This window comes from Flagellimonas maritima (genome assembly GCF_003269425.1).
In the GTDB taxonomy this organism is placed as follows: domain Bacteria; phylum Bacteroidota; class Bacteroidia; order Flavobacteriales; family Flavobacteriaceae; genus Flagellimonas; species Flagellimonas maritima.
Window position 1 is genome coordinate 2,433,345 of sequence record NZ_CP030104.1, and the last position, 16,090, is coordinate 2,449,434.

15 protein-coding genes are annotated in these 16,090 nt (G+C 37.8%); 6 read left to right on the forward strand and 9 right to left on the reverse strand.

Annotated elements, in window-relative coordinates; translation table 11 throughout:
- Positions 1-2 precede the first annotated feature (2 nt).
- Together HME9304_RS10725 and HME9304_RS10730 are read left to right on the forward strand one after the other, a co-directional pair.
- On the forward strand, positions 3-710 hold the full coding sequence (locus tag HME9304_RS10725) for a queuosine precursor transporter (RefSeq protein ID WP_112378593.1): 708 nt from the start codon (positions 3-5) through the stop codon (positions 708-710).
- A gap of 36 nt (positions 711-746) precedes the next feature.
- A complete protein-coding gene (locus tag HME9304_RS10730; RefSeq protein ID WP_112378594.1) occupies positions 747-3,461 on the forward strand; it encodes an AsmA-like C-terminal region-containing protein in 2,715 nt (904 codons plus the stop codon).
- A 70-nt stretch (positions 3,462-3,531) separates the two neighbouring features.
- Here HME9304_RS10730 and HME9304_RS10735 read toward each other — a convergent pair whose 3' ends face one another.
- Both HME9304_RS10735 and HME9304_RS10740 read right to left on the reverse strand, forming a co-directional pair.
- Positions 3,532-4,308, reverse strand: coding sequence for a hypothetical protein (locus HME9304_RS10735; protein WP_112378595.1), 777 nt, complete (start codon positions 4,306-4,308; stop codon positions 3,532-3,534).
- A 23-nt stretch (positions 4,309-4,331) separates the two neighbouring features.
- Positions 4,332-5,135 (reverse strand): DUF2797 domain-containing protein, encoded by an 804-nt coding sequence (locus tag HME9304_RS10740; RefSeq protein ID WP_112378596.1) that lies wholly within the window; start codon positions 5,133-5,135, stop codon positions 4,332-4,334.
- Positions 5,136-5,234: 99 nt separating this feature from the next.
- On the opposite strand from HME9304_RS10740, the gene HME9304_RS10745 reads away from it, so the two are divergent.
- Positions 5,235-6,746 (forward strand): GH3 auxin-responsive promoter family protein, encoded by a 1,512-nt coding sequence (locus HME9304_RS10745; protein WP_112378597.1) that lies wholly within the window; start codon positions 5,235-5,237, stop codon positions 6,744-6,746.
- 73 nt (positions 6,747-6,819) lie between these two features.
- Positions 6,820-7,359 (forward strand): hypothetical protein, encoded by a 540-nt coding sequence (locus HME9304_RS10750; RefSeq protein WP_112378598.1) that lies wholly within the window; start codon positions 6,820-6,822, stop codon positions 7,357-7,359.
- 1 nt (position 7,360) lies between these two features.
- Here HME9304_RS10750 and clpX read toward each other — a convergent pair whose 3' ends face one another.
- The 7 genes from clpX to HME9304_RS10785 form a co-directional block, all read right to left on the reverse strand.
- Positions 7,361-8,596, reverse strand: a complete 1,236-nt coding sequence (gene clpX, locus HME9304_RS10755) for an ATP-dependent Clp protease ATP-binding subunit ClpX (protein ID WP_112378599.1) — start codon at positions 8,594-8,596, stop codon at positions 7,361-7,363.
- Between the two features lie 93 nt (positions 8,597-8,689).
- On the reverse strand, positions 8,690-9,370 hold the full coding sequence (clpP, locus tag HME9304_RS10760; RefSeq protein WP_112378600.1) for an ATP-dependent Clp endopeptidase proteolytic subunit ClpP: 681 nt from the start codon (positions 9,368-9,370) through the stop codon (positions 8,690-8,692).
- Positions 9,371-9,460: 90 nt separating this feature from the next.
- Positions 9,461-10,783 carry a trigger factor gene (gene tig / locus HME9304_RS10765; RefSeq protein ID WP_112378601.1) on the reverse strand — a complete coding sequence of 441 codons (1,323 nt, stop codon included), beginning with the start codon at positions 10,781-10,783 and terminating at the stop codon, positions 9,461-9,463.
- A 99-nt stretch (positions 10,784-10,882) separates the two neighbouring features.
- Positions 10,883-11,227, reverse strand: a complete 345-nt coding sequence (locus HME9304_RS10770) for a phage holin family protein (protein ID WP_112378602.1) — start codon at positions 11,225-11,227, stop codon at positions 10,883-10,885.
- A gap of 74 nt (positions 11,228-11,301) precedes the next feature.
- On the reverse strand, positions 11,302-12,831 hold the full coding sequence (locus HME9304_RS10775; protein ID WP_112378603.1) for an SGNH/GDSL hydrolase family protein: 1,530 nt from the start codon (positions 12,829-12,831) through the stop codon (positions 11,302-11,304).
- Between the two features lie 132 nt (positions 12,832-12,963).
- Complete coding sequence (locus tag HME9304_RS10780; protein ID WP_112378604.1) at positions 12,964-13,734, reverse strand: alpha/beta fold hydrolase; 771 nt, start codon at positions 13,732-13,734, stop codon at positions 12,964-12,966.
- Positions 13,735-14,451: a pyridoxine 5'-phosphate synthase gene (locus HME9304_RS10785; RefSeq protein WP_112378605.1), complete on the reverse strand. Its 717-nt coding sequence runs from the start codon at positions 14,449-14,451 to the stop codon at positions 13,735-13,737.
- A gap of 88 nt (positions 14,452-14,539) precedes the next feature.
- Between HME9304_RS10785 and HME9304_RS10790 the strand changes: the two genes are divergently transcribed.
- Together HME9304_RS10790 and HME9304_RS10795 are read left to right on the forward strand one after the other, a co-directional pair.
- Complete coding sequence (locus HME9304_RS10790; RefSeq protein ID WP_112378606.1) at positions 14,540-15,196, forward strand: CBS domain-containing protein; 657 nt, start codon at positions 14,540-14,542, stop codon at positions 15,194-15,196.
- 1 nt (position 15,197) lies between these two features.
- Positions 15,198-16,079, forward strand: coding sequence for an NAD kinase (locus HME9304_RS10795; RefSeq protein WP_112378607.1), 882 nt, complete (start codon positions 15,198-15,200; stop codon positions 16,077-16,079).
- Positions 16,080-16,090: the final 11 nt, after the last annotated feature.

A 16,090-nucleotide genomic window follows, 5' to 3' on the forward strand; every position in this document is an offset into this window, starting at 1 on the left:
GAATGACGCAAAAGGATAAGAAAGCTGCGTTTTCAATCTATCTTTATCTGGGTGCAATGTTCATCACGTCTTTGGTGGTGTCCAATCTTATCTTTCAAAAATTCTTTTTTTGGAAACCATTTGGGGATGTAACCGTTTTTGGGGCTCCACTGTTTGAAATTTCCGTCGGAATTCTTCCTTACCCCATCACATTTCTGATTACCGACCTGATTTCTGAAATCTTTGGAAAGAAGAAAGCCAACCAAGTAGTAACTGCAGGTATCTTCGCCTCGGTATTTTCAATGCTCATCATTTTCGTTGCCAATGTAGTTCCTGCTATTCCCGATTCGGGTATCAATGATGAGATTTTTACCAAGGTTTTTGGACTTTCGCCACTTGGTGTATTGGCATCGATGTTGGCCTATCTTTTTGCGCAATACATCGATATTTCAATCTATCATTTCTGGAAAAGGCTGACCAATGGTAGAATGCTGTGGCTTAGAAACAACTTTTCGACCTTTTCATCGCAATTGGTGGATACCTTGACCGTGGTAGGACTCCTATGTGTTTTTGGGGTATTGCCATGGGATAAATTCTACGGTTTGGTCATCAGTGGATTTATATTTAAAATATTTATTGCGGCCTTGGACACCCCTTTGCTCTATCTGTTCGTATATCTATTAAGAAAAAGATTTAACTTAAAAATAGGGGAGGAGATACCTTTGGATTAACAGCTTCTTCTTTATTTTGCCATAAAATATTCAAGTATGAAGAAAAAAGTCCTAAAGATTACTGGAATAACCCTACTCGTTTTTATTGTGTTGATAGCAGCTATACCTTTTTTATTGGAAGGCAAAATAGCGGATATCATAAAGAAAAAGGTCAATAGTGGCATCAATGCCACTCTTGATTTTGAAGATGCCAATCTCAGTTTGATAAAAAGTTTTCCCAATGCAAATGTAGAACTCAAGAACCTTGCATTGGTAAACAAGGCTCCTTTTGAAGGGGATACGCTTTTTGCATCCAAAGAAATTGAACTGAAGATGTCGATAAAAGAACTTTTTAAAAGTGCGGAAGAACCTATAGCAATTCAGAGTCTTACTATTGATGATGCAAAACTTCACATTAAACTCGATGAGGCCGAAAATGCAAATTATGACATTGCATTGGAAGATGATGCAAGTACGGCAACCGCTCCTGATGAAGCCTCCAATAACTTTACCTTGGCTCTGGATTCATACGAAATAACCAATACCGAAATTATATACGATGATTTTGCCACAGGACTGCACTTGGTTGTTTCTGAAATGAACCACTCGGGTACGGGGGACCTTTCTCTGGAGAACTCAGAATTAAAAACCCTTACCGATGCTTTGGTTTCCCTTGAAATGGACAGTATCCAATACTTGAACAAAAACAAAATTTACTTGGATGCTCTAATAGGTATCGATTTAAATGAGAATAAGTATTCGTTTCTGGAGAATAAGGCACTGGTCAATCAATTGCCACTGGTTTTTGATGGATTCATAAAGACAAATGAGGAAAACCAGAAAGTGGATATCACTTTTAAAACGCCTTCTTCGGATTTCAAAAACTTTTTGGCGGTTATACCAGAGGCATATTCAAAAAATATTGAAGATGTTCAGACTACGGGCAATTTTGAAGTAAGTGGTCAATTTAAAGGTATTGTGGACGAAACACATATTCCTACTTTTAATATAAAGATGAATTCGGAAAATGCATCTTTCAAATACCCCGATCTGCCAAAAGCCGTTCAGAATGTTTTTATCGACACGGAAATCAATAATACTACTGGAAAAAGCGAAGATACTTATGTGGATATCAAGAAACTGTCATTTACCATTGATCAGGATAAGTTCAATTTAAATTCCAGAATCAGTGATTTATTGGGCAATACCAAAGTAAACGCACACATGGATGGTAGAATAAATTTGGCAAATATTTCCCAGGCTTATCCATTGCCAGCTGACTATAATCTTAAAGGAATCATGAATGCCGATGTAACTACGGCCTTTGATATGGCTTCATTAGAGAAAAAACAATACCAAAATACGAAAACGAGTGGCACGGTGAACATCAATGATTTTGAATATGCCTCCGAAGAATTAAAAAACCCTGTTGTTGTAAGTTCGGCAGATTTTACCTTTAACCCACAAACCGTTTCCTTGAATTCATTTAACGGTAAAATGGGAAGTACAGATTTCAGTACAACGGGCACATTGACAAATTTGCTTGGATTTATGTTCAATGATGAAAATGTTGAGGGAAATTTTAAGCTAACCTCAAATACATTTGCATTGAATGATTTTATGATGGAAGATGAAGAAGCTACAAAAAAAGGAGAACCCAAAGAATCAGGGGAAACCCCAACTTCCAGTTCGGACGAACGTATTAGAATTCCATCATTCTTGGATTGTACTATTGATGCTTCTGCAAACACCGTATTGTATGATAACTTGAGCTTAAAGAATGTAGAAGGAACTTTAACGATAAGTGATGAAACAGCGACACTGAAAAATTTCAAATCCAATCTCTTTGGTGGAGTATTGGGTGTGGCGGGCTCTGTGTCCACAAAAGGAAAAACCTCCACTTTTGATATGGATTTGGGCATGAACGATTTCAACATTGGGGAATCCTTTAAATCATTGGAAATGTTTAAGGTGTTGACCCCGATTGCAAAAGCACTTGAAGGCAAGCTCAACTCCGATATTAAAATCTCTGGAAATCTCAAAGAAGACTTTACGCCAAATCTAGCAACAATATCCGGAGGTTTGATCGCTGAGCTACTTTCTACCCAAATAGATACGGATAATGCACCATTATTGTCCGCTCTGGGCAGCAAGCTTAATTTTTTAGATATTAAAAACTTGGATTTGAGCGATCTTAAAACAGCACTGAGTTTTAAAAATGGTGCAGTTAATGTAGAGCCTTTTACTTTGAATTATAAGGATATTGCAATCAATGTAGATGGTAGTCACACGTTTGACAGGCAATTGCAATACAAAGCAACTCTAGAAGTACCTGCGAAGTATTTGGGCAGTGATGTGAACAAACTTATTGCACAATTGGATGATTCCAGTTTAGAGGATGTAACAATTCCTGTAGTAGCGAGTATCGGTGGAAACTATACAAGCCCAACCGTAAGTACGGATTTAAGTTCGGGGGTTGCCAAATTGACCAAGCAGCTGGTAGAAATCCAGAAACAAAAACTATTGAATAAGGGCAAAGATAGCGCGAAGGATTTATTGGGCGGAGTATTTAAGAACGATGAGAAGGATTCTACCAAAACAAAAACACCTGGTGTAAGGGAAACATTGGGGTCTTTATTAGGAGGGACGAAAAAGGATAGCACAAAAGTAGACTCTACAGAAATTAAAAAAGATCCTGTAGAAAAAGCGGCAAAATCCATTTTAGGTGGACTTTTGGGTAAAAAGAAAGAGAAAGATACCATTAAACAATAATCTGGTATTTGGTTTGTCAGTTGTGAAATAAATACATTTTGATTATCAAATGAAGGGCTTTTTAAGTCCTTCATTGTTTTTTGGGTGTACCTACCAGATATAATACTTTTGTAGCCTTTTCTTTTTTACTACCAATTTTCCAATTGAAACTGCCCTTGTTTTCCAAGGTGTTTACCAAGGATTCCATTTCAGTACTTGAATAGGTCCTAAAGCACGAAACCAAACCGTCCCACAATACACAGAGAGGCACTATGGGAATTAGATAAGTAAAGAAAATTCTTGAAATTTTGAAAGGCCTGATAAATGGTGTAGTTAAAATTACGCTTAGCGGGGATAACAACATCCCGATTATGCTGGCCATACTTCTGTCCTGTACCTCGAAAACTCCGATGCCCATTTTGCAATCTATGGCATTCTGAAGTATTTTCTTTGCATCATGAGGCCTAAAATGATGAAATGAAAGAAACATGGACCTGAATCCCTTTAAATTCTTAGAAACATTTCGCGCATCCACTGGATTTTTAATGTATTCAAAATTGTTCGATAAACTTTTTGTTCGCTTAAAAGCGGGGATGTTCGGATAGTAATCCGTCAATAGAATTTTTAAGTCTGGAATATGCTTTTTAAGTTCCTTGTTCAAGGATAGTAGACCGCCACCGCCGCCTGAAGCCAAATCCACAATGGTATCAATCTGGTTTGATTGTAGCGTTTCTGTCAAAAGTGGTATTATCGGCGAATATATTTTTGCTTTATTTGATAAAAATTGTAAGAAGTCGGTCATATAGTTTCTCAAGAATTTTGGAAACCATTCTTGATCCTCAAATTCGAACAAATGAATCCTTTTCATTTTTCTATTAAATGTGTTATTTTCTACCCGCTAGAACCTAAATCTAAACCTATATAATAACCTTCGCTACCGCGAATATTAAAAACAGTACTATCTTCAAAAATTAAATATTGCCCCTTTATGCCCTTTAAAATTCCTTTGTAGCTTGGTGTCTTGTCCAAATTCAAGCTTTTTACTTTTTCGGGATATTGTAAAACGGGAAAATCAAGATGCGTCTCTGTTTTTTCGCTTAAAAAATATTTGGAAGCCTCTTCAGGAATATTGGACTGTAATTTATCACGCCATTCTACTAGATCCACATCTTCAATACGATTGGTGAGCATTTTCTGCCAACTTGTTTTATCACTCACATACTCTTTTAGGGCAACTTCCGTGATACCCGCTAAATATCTATTAGGTGCTTCAATAATTTCTATGGCCTCGTGCGCGCCTTGGTCAATCCAACGTGTAGGTACTTGGGATTTTCGGGTCACTCCAACTTTTACGTTACTGGAATTCGCCAAATAGACAATATGCGGTTGAAGTTGAACCTTTTTTTCATATTCCAGGTCACGGTCCTCTTTGTCCAAGTGCGCTGTACTCAATTCAGGTTTCATTATCCAATCACCTGCTGATGGAACTTCAAAAAAGCAAGATTTGCAGAACCCTTGTCTGTAGATGGGCTTGTCCTTTCCGCAATTAAGACACTCAAATTTAATGAAATCAATTTGGAGCTCTTTGTCCAATAACTGGTTCATGTTCAAAAAGTCGTTTTCAAAAACCAGAAAATATTGAATAGGATTTCCTATTTCGGTTTGCATTTTTCGGAGCACTCCTTCGTAAAGCATAGTGGAACAAGTATGTTTTAAAGCTGATTTGATAATGAACGTCAGATAGCCTATTTTAGCTATACACCTAACGATAATTCTAGGTCAAATATACCTAAAATGCCAATACCCCTATTCAACTCTATAGCTTCATGGCTGCTCAAAAAACGCTACCACCAAATAGAACTTTTCTTAAAGTATCCTTTGGATGTTCAAGATGAGGTTTTGCAATACTTGGTGGATTTTTCCAAGGATACGGTGATTGGAAGACAATATGGATTTTCAGATATTGGGAAATATGAGGATTTTGCAAATAAAGTTCCTATCTCTAGCTATGAGGAGATAGCAGATATTATTGAACGTACCCGTAGAGGAGAACAAAATATCTTTTGGCCTACCACCATTAAATGGTTTGCAAAAAGCAGTGGCACCACCAATGCAAAAAGTAAGTTTATACCTGTAAGTATGGAAGCGCTGGATGATTGCCACTATAAATCAAGTAAAGATTTACTCTGTTTATACTTGAACAATAATGAAAATTCCCAATTGTTTAGAGGCAAGAGCCTTAGATTGGGAGGCAGTAAAGAATTGTACGAGGACAATGGAACTTTTTTTGGGGATTTATCTGCTATTTTAATCGACAATATGCCTTTATGGGCAGAATATAGTAGTACGCCAAGCAATAAAGTTTCTTTGATGAGCGAATGGGAATCGAAGTTGGAGGCAATAATTCAAGAAAGCATTCGTGAAAATGTTACCAGTCTGGCGGGTGTTCCTTCGTGGATGTTGGTGTTACTGAACGATGTGCTTGAAAAGACGGGAAAAAATCATCTCTTTGAAATATGGGAAAATCTTGAAGTTTATTTTCATGGGGGTGTCAGTTTTACACCTTATAAAGACCAGTATAAAAAATTACTGCCAAGAAAAAACTTTAACTACTATGAAACATACAATGCTTCGGAAGGTTTTTTTGGAATACAGGACAGGAATAATTCAGATGATTTATTATTGATGTTGGACTATGGTATTTTTTATGAGTTTATTCCCATGGATTCTTATGGGAATGAGGACAGGGCAATCCCGCTCTGGGAAATTAAGATCGGTGTTAATTATGCCGTAGTAATTACTACCAACGCAGGTCTGTGGCGATACAAGATTGGAGATACGGTTCGTTTTACTTCAAAAAACCCCTACAGAATTAGGATAACAGGTCGCACTAAACATCATATCAATGTCTTTGGTGAGGAGCTGATCATAGAAAATGCGGAGGAAGCCCTAAAACAAGTATGCTCAAAGACCGATGCTGAAATTATGGATTATACTGCCGCACCCATTTTCATGCTGGATAATGAAAAAGGTGCACACGAGTGGATTATCGAATTTAGAAAGAAGCCAAAGGATATTTCCTATTTTACTGAATTTTTGGACAATGCCCTTAAATCCCTAAATTCTGATTATGAAGCGAAGCGCTACAATAATATAACACTCAGAATGCCAACAGTTCACATGGCTCGGCGAAATTTGTTCCATGATTGGCTCAAATCCAAAAATAAGTTGGGCGGACAACATAAAATCCCCAGATTGTCCAATGAAAGAGTTTACATCGACGAATTGATTCAAATGAACAATTAAATAGTATGTTTTGACGTTTATTGATGAACTTTCCCCCAACAAACCTTAACAATAGTATCAAACAAACTGTATTATGGCAGAGAAACTAGTAGTTATTTCGGACATGTGGGGTGTAAAAAAAGGACTTTGGATTACTTCTTACTTTGGATACCTTCAGCAATATTATACTATTGCTTTCTATGATTGCCAGCAATTGGGGAATATTGATGTGCCCGTTTCTACAGAGGAAAACATTCATAATGCATTTGTTGAAGGAGGTATTGATATGGCAGTGGCACACCTTTTAAAAAAGGAAAAAGATTCTTGCCATTATTTGGCGTTCAGTACTGGGGGAACCATAGCATGGAAAGCTGCATTACAGGGTTTGCCCATGAAATCCCTAACGGCAATATCACCAACTAGAATCAGATTTGAAAACAAAAAACCGGATACTTCCCTAAATTTGATTTTTGGGGAACGTGACCAGTTTAAGCCAGAAACGGAATGGATGCAAAAGGTCGGTGTTGATTTACAAGTGATTCCCAATTTTGGTCATCAATTGTATTCAGACGAAAAGATAATTGCCGAAGTTTGTATGAAGCTCCTTGAAAAAGTAACAAAAAAAGCTATTTAAATTAGGAAACCGCTTTTAACTTTTTGATGGTTTCGTACGAAAGTTTTTCTTCGGCATAGGCTTTTGTGACCTTGAATTCGTTTTCTTCGCTACTGGGCAGTGTGAACATTGCATCGGTAAACACAGCTTCGCATAATGAACGTAATCCCCTTGCACCTAATTTGTATTCTACGGCCTTTTCTACAATATATCCCAAAGCCTGTTCAGTTATACTGAAAGTTATTCCATCCATTCCGAACAACTTTTCATATTGCTTTATGATTGCATTTTTTGGCTCCGTAAGTATAGCCCTTAGCGTTTTGGTATCCAAGGGATTCATGTGGGTCAATACAGGCAGTCTCCCAATTATTTCAGGAATAAGGCCAAACTCTTTTAAATCTTTTGGAATGATATATTGAAGAATATTTTTATTGTCCAGATTATCCTCTGCCTTCGAAGCACTATAACCAACAGCTTGCATGTTAAGACGTTTTGTAATGATACGCTCAATACCATCAAAAGCACCGCCTGCCACAAAAAGTATATTTTCAGTATTTACCTCTATGAACTTTTGATCTGGATGCTTTCTGCCACCTTTTGGCGGAACGTTGACAACAGTGCCTTCCAATAATTTCAGCAATCCTTGCTGAACACCCTCTCCAGACACATCTCGAGTTATTGATGGGTTATCACTTTTACGTGCAATCTTATCTATTTCATCGATGAAAACAATTCCTCTTTCTGCCTTTTCTAAATTATAGTCAGCTGCTTGGAGTAATCTAGTAAGTATACTTTCTACGTCTTCCCCAACATATCCTGCTTCGGTAAGTACTGTGGCGTCTACAATGGCCAAAGGAACGTTGAGCATTTTTGCTATGGTTTTGGCTATAAGAGTCTTGCCCGTTCCTGTTTGCCCAACCATAACAATATTACTTTTCTGGATTTCTACATCATCATCTTTTCCTTTGGGCTGTAAAAGTCTTTTGTAGTGATTGTATACGGCTACGGACATTACCTTTTTGGTACGCTCTTGCCCGATCACGAACGTATCTAGAAAATCCCGAATCTCCATGGGCTTTTTTAAAACCAATTCTGAGGATAAATCCTGATTTTTGGATTGTTTGGATTCTTCCGCAACAATACTGTGGGCCTGCTCAATACATCTATCACAGATATGCGCATCCAATCCAGCGATCAATAAATTGGTCTCTGGTTTCTTTCTTCCACAAAATGAACACTCTAAGTTTTCTTTTGCCATATAAAATAAACGGATGTTCCTTAAACACTAATAACGTAAAAAAAAGGCATTTGGTTTGCTCCGTACATCCAATTTTTGAGTATTTGTTCGAATTTAGGACTTTTCCCTTACTAAAATTTCGTCGATCATACCATATTTTTTGGCTTCTTCCGCTTTCATCCAGTAATCGCGATCACTGTCATCATAAACTTTTTCAAAAGATTGTCCAGAATGTTTGGATATGATTTGATATAATTCGTCCTTTATTTTTAAAACTTCTTTCGCTGCTATTTCAATGTCGCTTGCCTGACCTTGAGCACCTGATAAAGGTTGGTGTATCATTACTCTAGAATGGGTAAGACCACTTCTTTTTCCTGCTTGGCCAGCACAAAGTAAAACAGCGGCCATTGATGCGGCAATGCCCGTACATATAGTTGCTACATCCGGTTTAATAAATTGCATAGTATCATATATGCCCAATCCCGCGTAAACACTTCCGCCAGGGGAATTGATATAAATCTGTATATCCTTTACGGCATCTGCACTTTCCAGAAAAAGTAATTGTGCTTGTACAATATTGGCTACTTGATCATTAATGCCAGTTCCCAAAAATATGATACGGTCCATCATTAACCTCGAAAAAACATCCATGGCAATGGCATTTAATTGTCTTTCCTCGATAATATTTGGTGTCATGTTCATAGGATACATACTACTCATGATCTGGTCATAGTACATACTGTTCACACCGTGGTGCTTGGTAGCGTATTTTTTAAATTCTGTTCCGTAATCCATAGAATTTTTTTCGATTTTGCTTAAAAAAAAGGTGCCGAAAACTTAACGTTTCGGCACCACAAAGATAATTAATTTTCCTTTAGCTCAGAATCAGCTATACGCTTCCTTTACAAAGTTGTCATATGTGACTTCCTTTACTTTGAGATTTGCATTCTCTTTATAGAAGTCCAATAGTTTTTGGCTCATGAGTTGTTCTGAAAGTCTTTTTACCTCGTCCTGATTACCCAAAACACGAATTGCTATGTTTTCCAACTCTTCTTCTTGTGGGTCTAAATGACCATATTGAGCCATTTGTGATTTAATAAATCCTTTTGCAAATTCCTTTAGCTCGTCCATTTGAACCTGAAGGTCGTTGTCTTTGATTATCTTACCTTCTATTAGTTGATAGCGAAGTCCTTTTTCAGATTTTTCAAACTCCTCTTTGGCCTCGTCGTCGGACAATGGATTTTCTCCACTGATTTGAATCCATTTTTTCAAAAATTCCGATGGAAGATTGAACTTCGTGTTCTCTATAAGTTTTTCAGTGATATCGTTTAGCAATTTTTGATCGGACTGTTGTTCAAATTGCTTTTCAGAATCTTCCTTTATTTTGGCTTTGAGCTCTTTCTCATTTTTTACATTGTCCTTACCAAAAAGTTTGTCAAATAATTCTTGATCTAGCGCAGCTGGTTCGCGCTCATTGATTTCTTCAATGGTAAAAGAGACTTCAATATTTAGTTTCTCCGCCTTTTCCTTATCAATGCCCAAAGTGCTAGATAATAAATAGTCTTCTTTAAAAAGGCCTTTGGTTTTCAGTACCACGGTATCTCCTACTTTTTTGCCCACTAGGGCGTCCACGGCTTTTTTACTTTTGATTTTATCAAGTTCAACAGTGGTTTTGTGTGCTATCTCTTCAGCTTCATTTACAAAAGTACCGGTGACTTCATCCGATTTTCCAACCTCACTTTTGGAGACCAGTTTTCCATATTGTTTTTGAATCCGGGAAACCTGCTCCTCAATCATTTTTTTATCAGCGGTAATCTTATATTGGGTGATCGCTTTTTTGGTTTTGACCTGTACATCAAAACTTGGTGCCAGACCGAGTTCAAACTCAAAATCAAGATTTTCGTTATCCCAATCAAAATTTTCTTGTTGTTTGGGGAGCGGATTGCCTAAAACGTCCAATTTTTCTTCGGTAAGGTACTTGTTGAGATTGTCTTGTAATAATTTATTGACCTCATCTACCAAAACGGCTTTGCCATATTGCTTCTTTATAAGTCCCATGGGTACTTGACCCTTGCGAAAACCAGGGATATTGGCCTGCTTTCTATAGTCTTTGAGTATTTTTTCAACCTTGTCTTGGTAATCATCCTTGCTTATGGCAACTTTCACAACTGCATTAAGCTCGTCAACCTGCTCTTTTGTAATATTCATCCCCTTACCTGTTTTGTTGTTCAAAAATGGGTGGCAAAAATAATATATTTTATGCTGTACAACAACTTTTAAAGTGTTGAATATTAAACAAAATCCATCCTATTTATCCTCCTTTAGTATTGATTGCAGGATGGACTGTAGAAAAGAAAGCAAAAAGCTGAAAATAATTGCCCACCAGATACTTGAAACCTGAAAGCCTGTAATAAAATTTTCAGCAATCAGAATAATTATCGCATTGATTACCAAAAGAAAAAGTCCCAATGTAATAATGGTAATGGGCAGTGTTAAAATAACCAGTATGGGCTTTACCAAAAAGTTGAGCACGCTGAGTACCAGGGCAACGATTATGGCCGTAGTAATCGAATCGACACCTACGCCCGGCAATACATAGGCTAGAATAATTACAGCCAAGGCATTAAGAAGCAATTTTAGTATTAGTTTCATAGTATACGTTTTGGTGTTCAAAAAAAAACACCGTCTTTATAACGGTGCCTTTAATATAATAAATTATGGGTAATCTAATCGATATAAAGTCCAGTGTAATCAAGTGGATTTACCCCTGGAAGATTGGAACCGTATTTTGCGTTGATTGCAGCTACAAAAGCATTGGCAATAATTGCATACCCTCTTGGTGAAGGGTGCACCCCATCCAAAGAGAATCCACCACCCGTTGCAAATGTTGCAGTAACAGTTGAACCATCAGCTAAGGGAATACCATTTTCACGTAATTCACTCAATAACGAATTTACATCTACAAGAGCCAAATCATATTGGGTAGCTAAGGCTGTAATGGTCTGGTTGTATGCGGTCAAAGCAGTTTCAATATTAGCTTGTTCTTCTGGAGTTAGTACCCACTGGTCTGCCAAGGGTACGGCTATTCCATTAATAGTAGTAGGGTCTCCAACAACGGCTTCTGTGCCAATAAAAGTTCTAGCAGTGAGCACAAGCAAATCTTCTTCAGTTGCTTGGCGCATATTAATCAGCGCAGGATTTACTCCTGTCAAATCCGTTAAATCTTCATCTAGCAACACAACGGCATTGCCTTCACCAGCCGTAAAAGAAATAGTCCTTTTGGCTACTTCCTCTTCGGAAATCAGATTAAAGCCTTGTGCTTGAAGCAATCCTCCATTATAAAGAGCATATGCAGCGTTCAATTGTGCAGCAGTCGCTTCGTCCAAGGGAACGGGATTGTGCGGAACGGTTGTAAAAAATGGTATATCGGTGACATTTGGTAAGTTTGCAATCACACCATCAGTATCTCCAGCGGTCAATGCCTGCAAAGCAGCATCGAGAGCACCAGCGAAAACTGTAGGATTAGTGATGTCGTTTCTTGCATAGTCTGCTGGACTGACCATTGGGTCGGATTGAAAGGTACCTGTTCCACCGCTGGTCGCATAAAGCAAAATATCATTTGAACCTGTCCATAAAGAGAAAAAGGTTGGATTTTGTGCAGCAGCATCACCAATGACCGTTGCGGCTTCTCCAGATGAAAAGCGAACAAAATACGGATTTGCCGCTCCAACTGCCAATCCTGCCAAACTACCATAGCCTGGAGCCAATAACTCGTAACTTTTAGAACCTGGTACTCCCATATTATTAAAGGGTCCAGAAAGCTTATCCGTAATTTCTGTTGTACCAACACCTGTTTTTGGCGTTGGTGCTGGGCCGTCTGGAGTAAAAAGCAAGATTAATCTATTGCCTATATCGGGTGCACCGTCCATGTTTGCATCCGTTTGACCATTGATTGTAGCGCCACCAAGATTATCGGCCATAAATGGAATTTCAAAAGTACCGCCCCCAGCCAATGCAAAGTTGGCTGCCAACATATTTGGAAAAGAGGCTTCTTGTCCTGCCCTGAAGAGAGCGTTATCTGAAAAACCGGCAGTCAACGAATTTCCTACGGCTACATAATTTGAAAAATCTGCAGAACCCGAAGTATAAACGATAGGGTCTGGTGTTGGGGTTGTCTCTGACGGGGTTTCATCATCATCACTACATGCTATAAAGAATAGGCCTAAAATAGGGAACAGGGCATAAAACTTTTTCATACTAATATCTGTTAGAGTTAATTCAAGTTAAACTATGGTTAAATCGGAATTAACCAAAACTATGTCAAATTTGTTATACAGGCAATTAAATGAACAAAAAAATTATGCATGCATAATAAAAAGCACTAATTTTTATGAATTCAAAAACTTGAAGCTTTTTTCAAAAAATTGTTTTGGGTTTTCTGCATGCAGCCAATGCCCCGCATTTTCTACTGTTTCAATTAGGGCATTTGGGAAATGTTTCTTTATTTCTGAAGAATCATTGGCTGTTATATATTCTGAACGGTCTCCCCTAAGAAATAATGTAGGCCCGTCATAAGTGGCATTTGAATTTATATTTTCTCCGATTTCATCCATTTTATCTTTAAGAACTTTCAGGTTGAAGCGAAGGCCAAGCTTCTTGGATTCTACCCAAAATAGATTTTTTAGAAGGAATTGGCGTGTTCCAAAGTCATGTATATGTGAAGAAAGGACTTTATCTGCTTCTTTTCTACTTGATATGATATTAAAATCAAGTTTTTGGAGAGCATCAATGATGGGCTGATGGTGTGGAGGATAATATTTTGGTGAAATGTCGGCCACAATCAATTTGGATACCAGCTCAGGATGCGATGTCGCCAACTGCATGGCCGTTTTCCCACCCATGGAGTGGCCCATCAAACTTGTTTTGGGAATTTGATAATGGTTCATGTAGTGCGCAACGTCCGCGCTCATTAATTCATAGTCAAAATGAATGGAATGAAAACTTTTTCCGTGGTTGCGCTGATCAACAAGGTGTACTTGGTAACCATTGTCGGCATAAAGATTCCCGAGAGTTTTCCAGTTATCGGACATGCCCAGAAAACCATGTAAAATCAACAAGGGTTTTCCTTGTCCCAGTATTTTTGAATGTAACAGTTCCATCTATTTTAATCTATGTAAATACATGTTCACAACATTTTCCAATCCTAGATAAAGCGATTCGCATATAAGCGCATGCCCAATGGAGACTTCCAACAGGTTTGGAATATTATCCTTAAAATACTTGATATTGTCCAAATTTAGATCGTGACCGGCGTTAATCCCCAATCCCAAATCGTTTGCAACATTTGCTGCTTCAACAAACGGGCGAATACTTTCCGTTTTTTTTCCTTTGGAAAAGTTTTTGGCAAAACTTTCAGTGTAAAGTTCAATTCTATCGGTTTCAGTTTTAGCTGCACCTTTTACCATTTCAGCATTGGCATCCACAAATATGGAAGTCCTTATCCCTTTGTCCTTAAATGTTTGAATTACATCGACCAAAAATTCTTTATGTTTTAAAGTGTTCCAACCTGCGTTTGAGGTGATGGCATCTTCGGCATCGGGTACCAGCGTTACCTGCGTAGGCATTACGGACAAAACAAGATCAATGAATTTTGGGATTGGGTTCCCTTCAATATTGAATTCCGTTGTTACGATTTTTTTTAGATCACGGGCATCTTGGTAACGGATATGGCGTTCATCTGGTCTTGGGTGTATTGTTATTCCCTGTGCTCCGAACGATTCAATGTCCTTTGCGGATTTGACCAAATCTGGAACATTACCGCCTCTAGAGTTCCTTAGCGTTGCCAGTTTGTTAATGTTTACGCTTAGTTTAGTCATTTAGAATCTTTTTTTAAGTCATCAAAAATAAGAATTAGGCACGCCTTTTGCGATTTAAAATTAGTATTTTGCGCTTAATAGAATTGTTATGCAGATTCAAGATCAAATAATAACGACTTTACCTGTTTTTGAGGTTTCCGAAACTTTGGAGGAAGTAATTCAATTTTTTGAGGAGACAACTTTTTCACATGTAGCGGTTACTGAAAAAGGAGTCTACTTGGGAGTACTCTCAGAGAATGATTTGGCTTGTTTTGAACCTGAAAAAAAAATCGAAGATTTTAGGGTTGAGCTTGAAACGTTCTTTGTGACCAAGCAGACCGCTTGGTTGGACCTTTTGGAATTATTTTCAAGGAATGAGGCAAATGTGCTTCCGGTCTTGGATGATGATCATGTGATTATTGGTTATTATGATCTTGAAGATATTGTTTCGGCATTTATCGATACCCCCTTTTTTAGGGAACCTGGTGGAATTCTAGTTATTGCCATTGGAATAAAAGATTATTCCTTTAGCGAGATTGCGCAAATAGTAGAAAGCAATAATGCCCGTCTTTTAGGGGCCTTTATTACAGATTCGCAAAACGATGTAGTCCAGATTACCTTAAAAGTGGGCACTTTAAATCTTAATGAAGTGGCCCAAACCTTTAGACGCTACAACTACACCATAATCTTTGGGAACAGTGATGATCAGTTCATTGAAGACTTAAAACAGCGATCGGACTATCTAGAGAAATATCTTAACGTATAACATGAAAGTTGCTATTTACGGTCAAGCCTTTCATGAACAGGATAAGACCTGTGTCATGGAACTTTTGGATGAGCTCAAAAGTATTAGTTCATCGGTGTATATCGAAGAAGAATTTAGCCAACTGGTTTCTGAACAAAATTTAGAATTGGATTATGGTACTTTTTCTCAGACATCCGGTTTGGACAGTTCTTTTGATATGTTCGTCAGCTTTGGTGGAGACGGCACCATGCTCAGGGCTGTAACTTATGTAAAAGATTTGGGAATCCCTATTGTAGGTGTGAATACAGGACGATTAGGTTTTTTGTCAACTTTTAAAAAAGAGGATGTCCGTAAGGTGGTCAGGGAATTTGTAGAGGGCCAATACAAAATAGAAGAACGAAGTTTGATAGAGGTTATGTTGAATTCTGAATTGGATGAATTTGAAGACCTTAATTTTGCTTTGAACGAAATCACCGTTAGCCGTAAAGATACTACCTCAATGATAACAGTAGAAACCTATTTGAACGATGAATATTTGACATCGTATTGGGCAGATGGATTAATAGTTTCTACTCCTACGGGCTCTACAGGTTATTCATTGAGCTGCGGAGGCCCTGTAATCGCCCCAACAGCCAAATCTTTAGTGTTGACCCCCATTGCCCCGCACAATCTCAATGCTCGTCCATTGGTGATTTCAGACGACACACAGATCAGGTTAAAAGTTTCAGGTAGAGAGGAAAATCATTTGGTTTCTTTGGATTCTAGGATTGCGAGCATATCCAACGGAAAGGAAATAAGAATTAGAAAATCGGACTTTACCATTAAAATGATCGAATATAAATCAGAAAGTTTTTTAAAAACACTTCGCAACAAATTGCTTTGGGGTCAAGATAAACGCAATTGAAACTTTCTAAA

What these genes read in the sequence shown, in the direction of transcription:
- HME9304_RS10775 (WP_112378603.1), bottom strand. Translation starts at nt 12,831, where the DNA reads ATGAAAAAGTTTTATGCCCTGTTCCCTATTTTAGGCCTATTCTTTATA.
- clpP (WP_112378600.1), bottom strand. Translation starts at nt 9,370, where the DNA reads ATGGATTACGGAACAGAATTTAAAAAATACGCTACCAAGCACCACGGT.
- HME9304_RS10725 (WP_112378593.1), top strand. Translation starts at nt 3, where the DNA reads ATGACGCAAAAGGATAAGAAAGCTGCGTTTTCAATCTATCTTTATCTG.
- HME9304_RS10795 (WP_112378607.1), top strand. Translation starts at nt 15,198, where the DNA reads ATGAAAGTTGCTATTTACGGTCAAGCCTTTCATGAACAGGATAAGACC.
- clpX (WP_112378599.1), bottom strand. Translation starts at nt 8,596, where the DNA reads ATGGCAAAAGAAAACTTAGAGTGTTCATTTTGTGGAAGAAAGAAACCA.
- HME9304_RS10740 (WP_112378596.1), bottom strand. Translation starts at nt 5,135, where the DNA reads ATGCTTTACGAAGGAGTGCTCCGAAAAATGCAAACCGAAATAGGAAAT.
- HME9304_RS10780 (WP_112378604.1), bottom strand. Translation starts at nt 13,734, where the DNA reads ATGGAACTGTTACATTCAAAAATACTGGGACAAGGAAAACCCTTGTTG.
- HME9304_RS10770 (WP_112378602.1), bottom strand. Translation starts at nt 11,227, where the DNA reads ATGAAACTAATACTAAAATTGCTTCTTAATGCCTTGGCTGTAATTATT.
- HME9304_RS10790 (WP_112378606.1), top strand. Translation starts at nt 14,540, where the DNA reads ATGCAGATTCAAGATCAAATAATAACGACTTTACCTGTTTTTGAGGTT.
- HME9304_RS10745 (WP_112378597.1), top strand. Translation starts at nt 5,235, where the DNA reads ATGCCAATACCCCTATTCAACTCTATAGCTTCATGGCTGCTCAAAAAA.
- HME9304_RS10750 (WP_112378598.1), top strand. Translation starts at nt 6,820, where the DNA reads ATGGCAGAGAAACTAGTAGTTATTTCGGACATGTGGGGTGTAAAAAAA.
- HME9304_RS10730 (WP_112378594.1), top strand. Translation starts at nt 747, where the DNA reads ATGAAGAAAAAAGTCCTAAAGATTACTGGAATAACCCTACTCGTTTTT.
- HME9304_RS10735 (WP_112378595.1), bottom strand. Translation starts at nt 4,308, where the DNA reads ATGAAAAGGATTCATTTGTTCGAATTTGAGGATCAAGAATGGTTTCCA.
- HME9304_RS10785 (WP_112378605.1), bottom strand. Translation starts at nt 14,451, where the DNA reads ATGACTAAACTAAGCGTAAACATTAACAAACTGGCAACGCTAAGGAAC.
- tig (WP_112378601.1), bottom strand. Translation starts at nt 10,783, where the DNA reads ATGAATATTACAAAAGAGCAGGTTGACGAGCTTAATGCAGTTGTGAAA.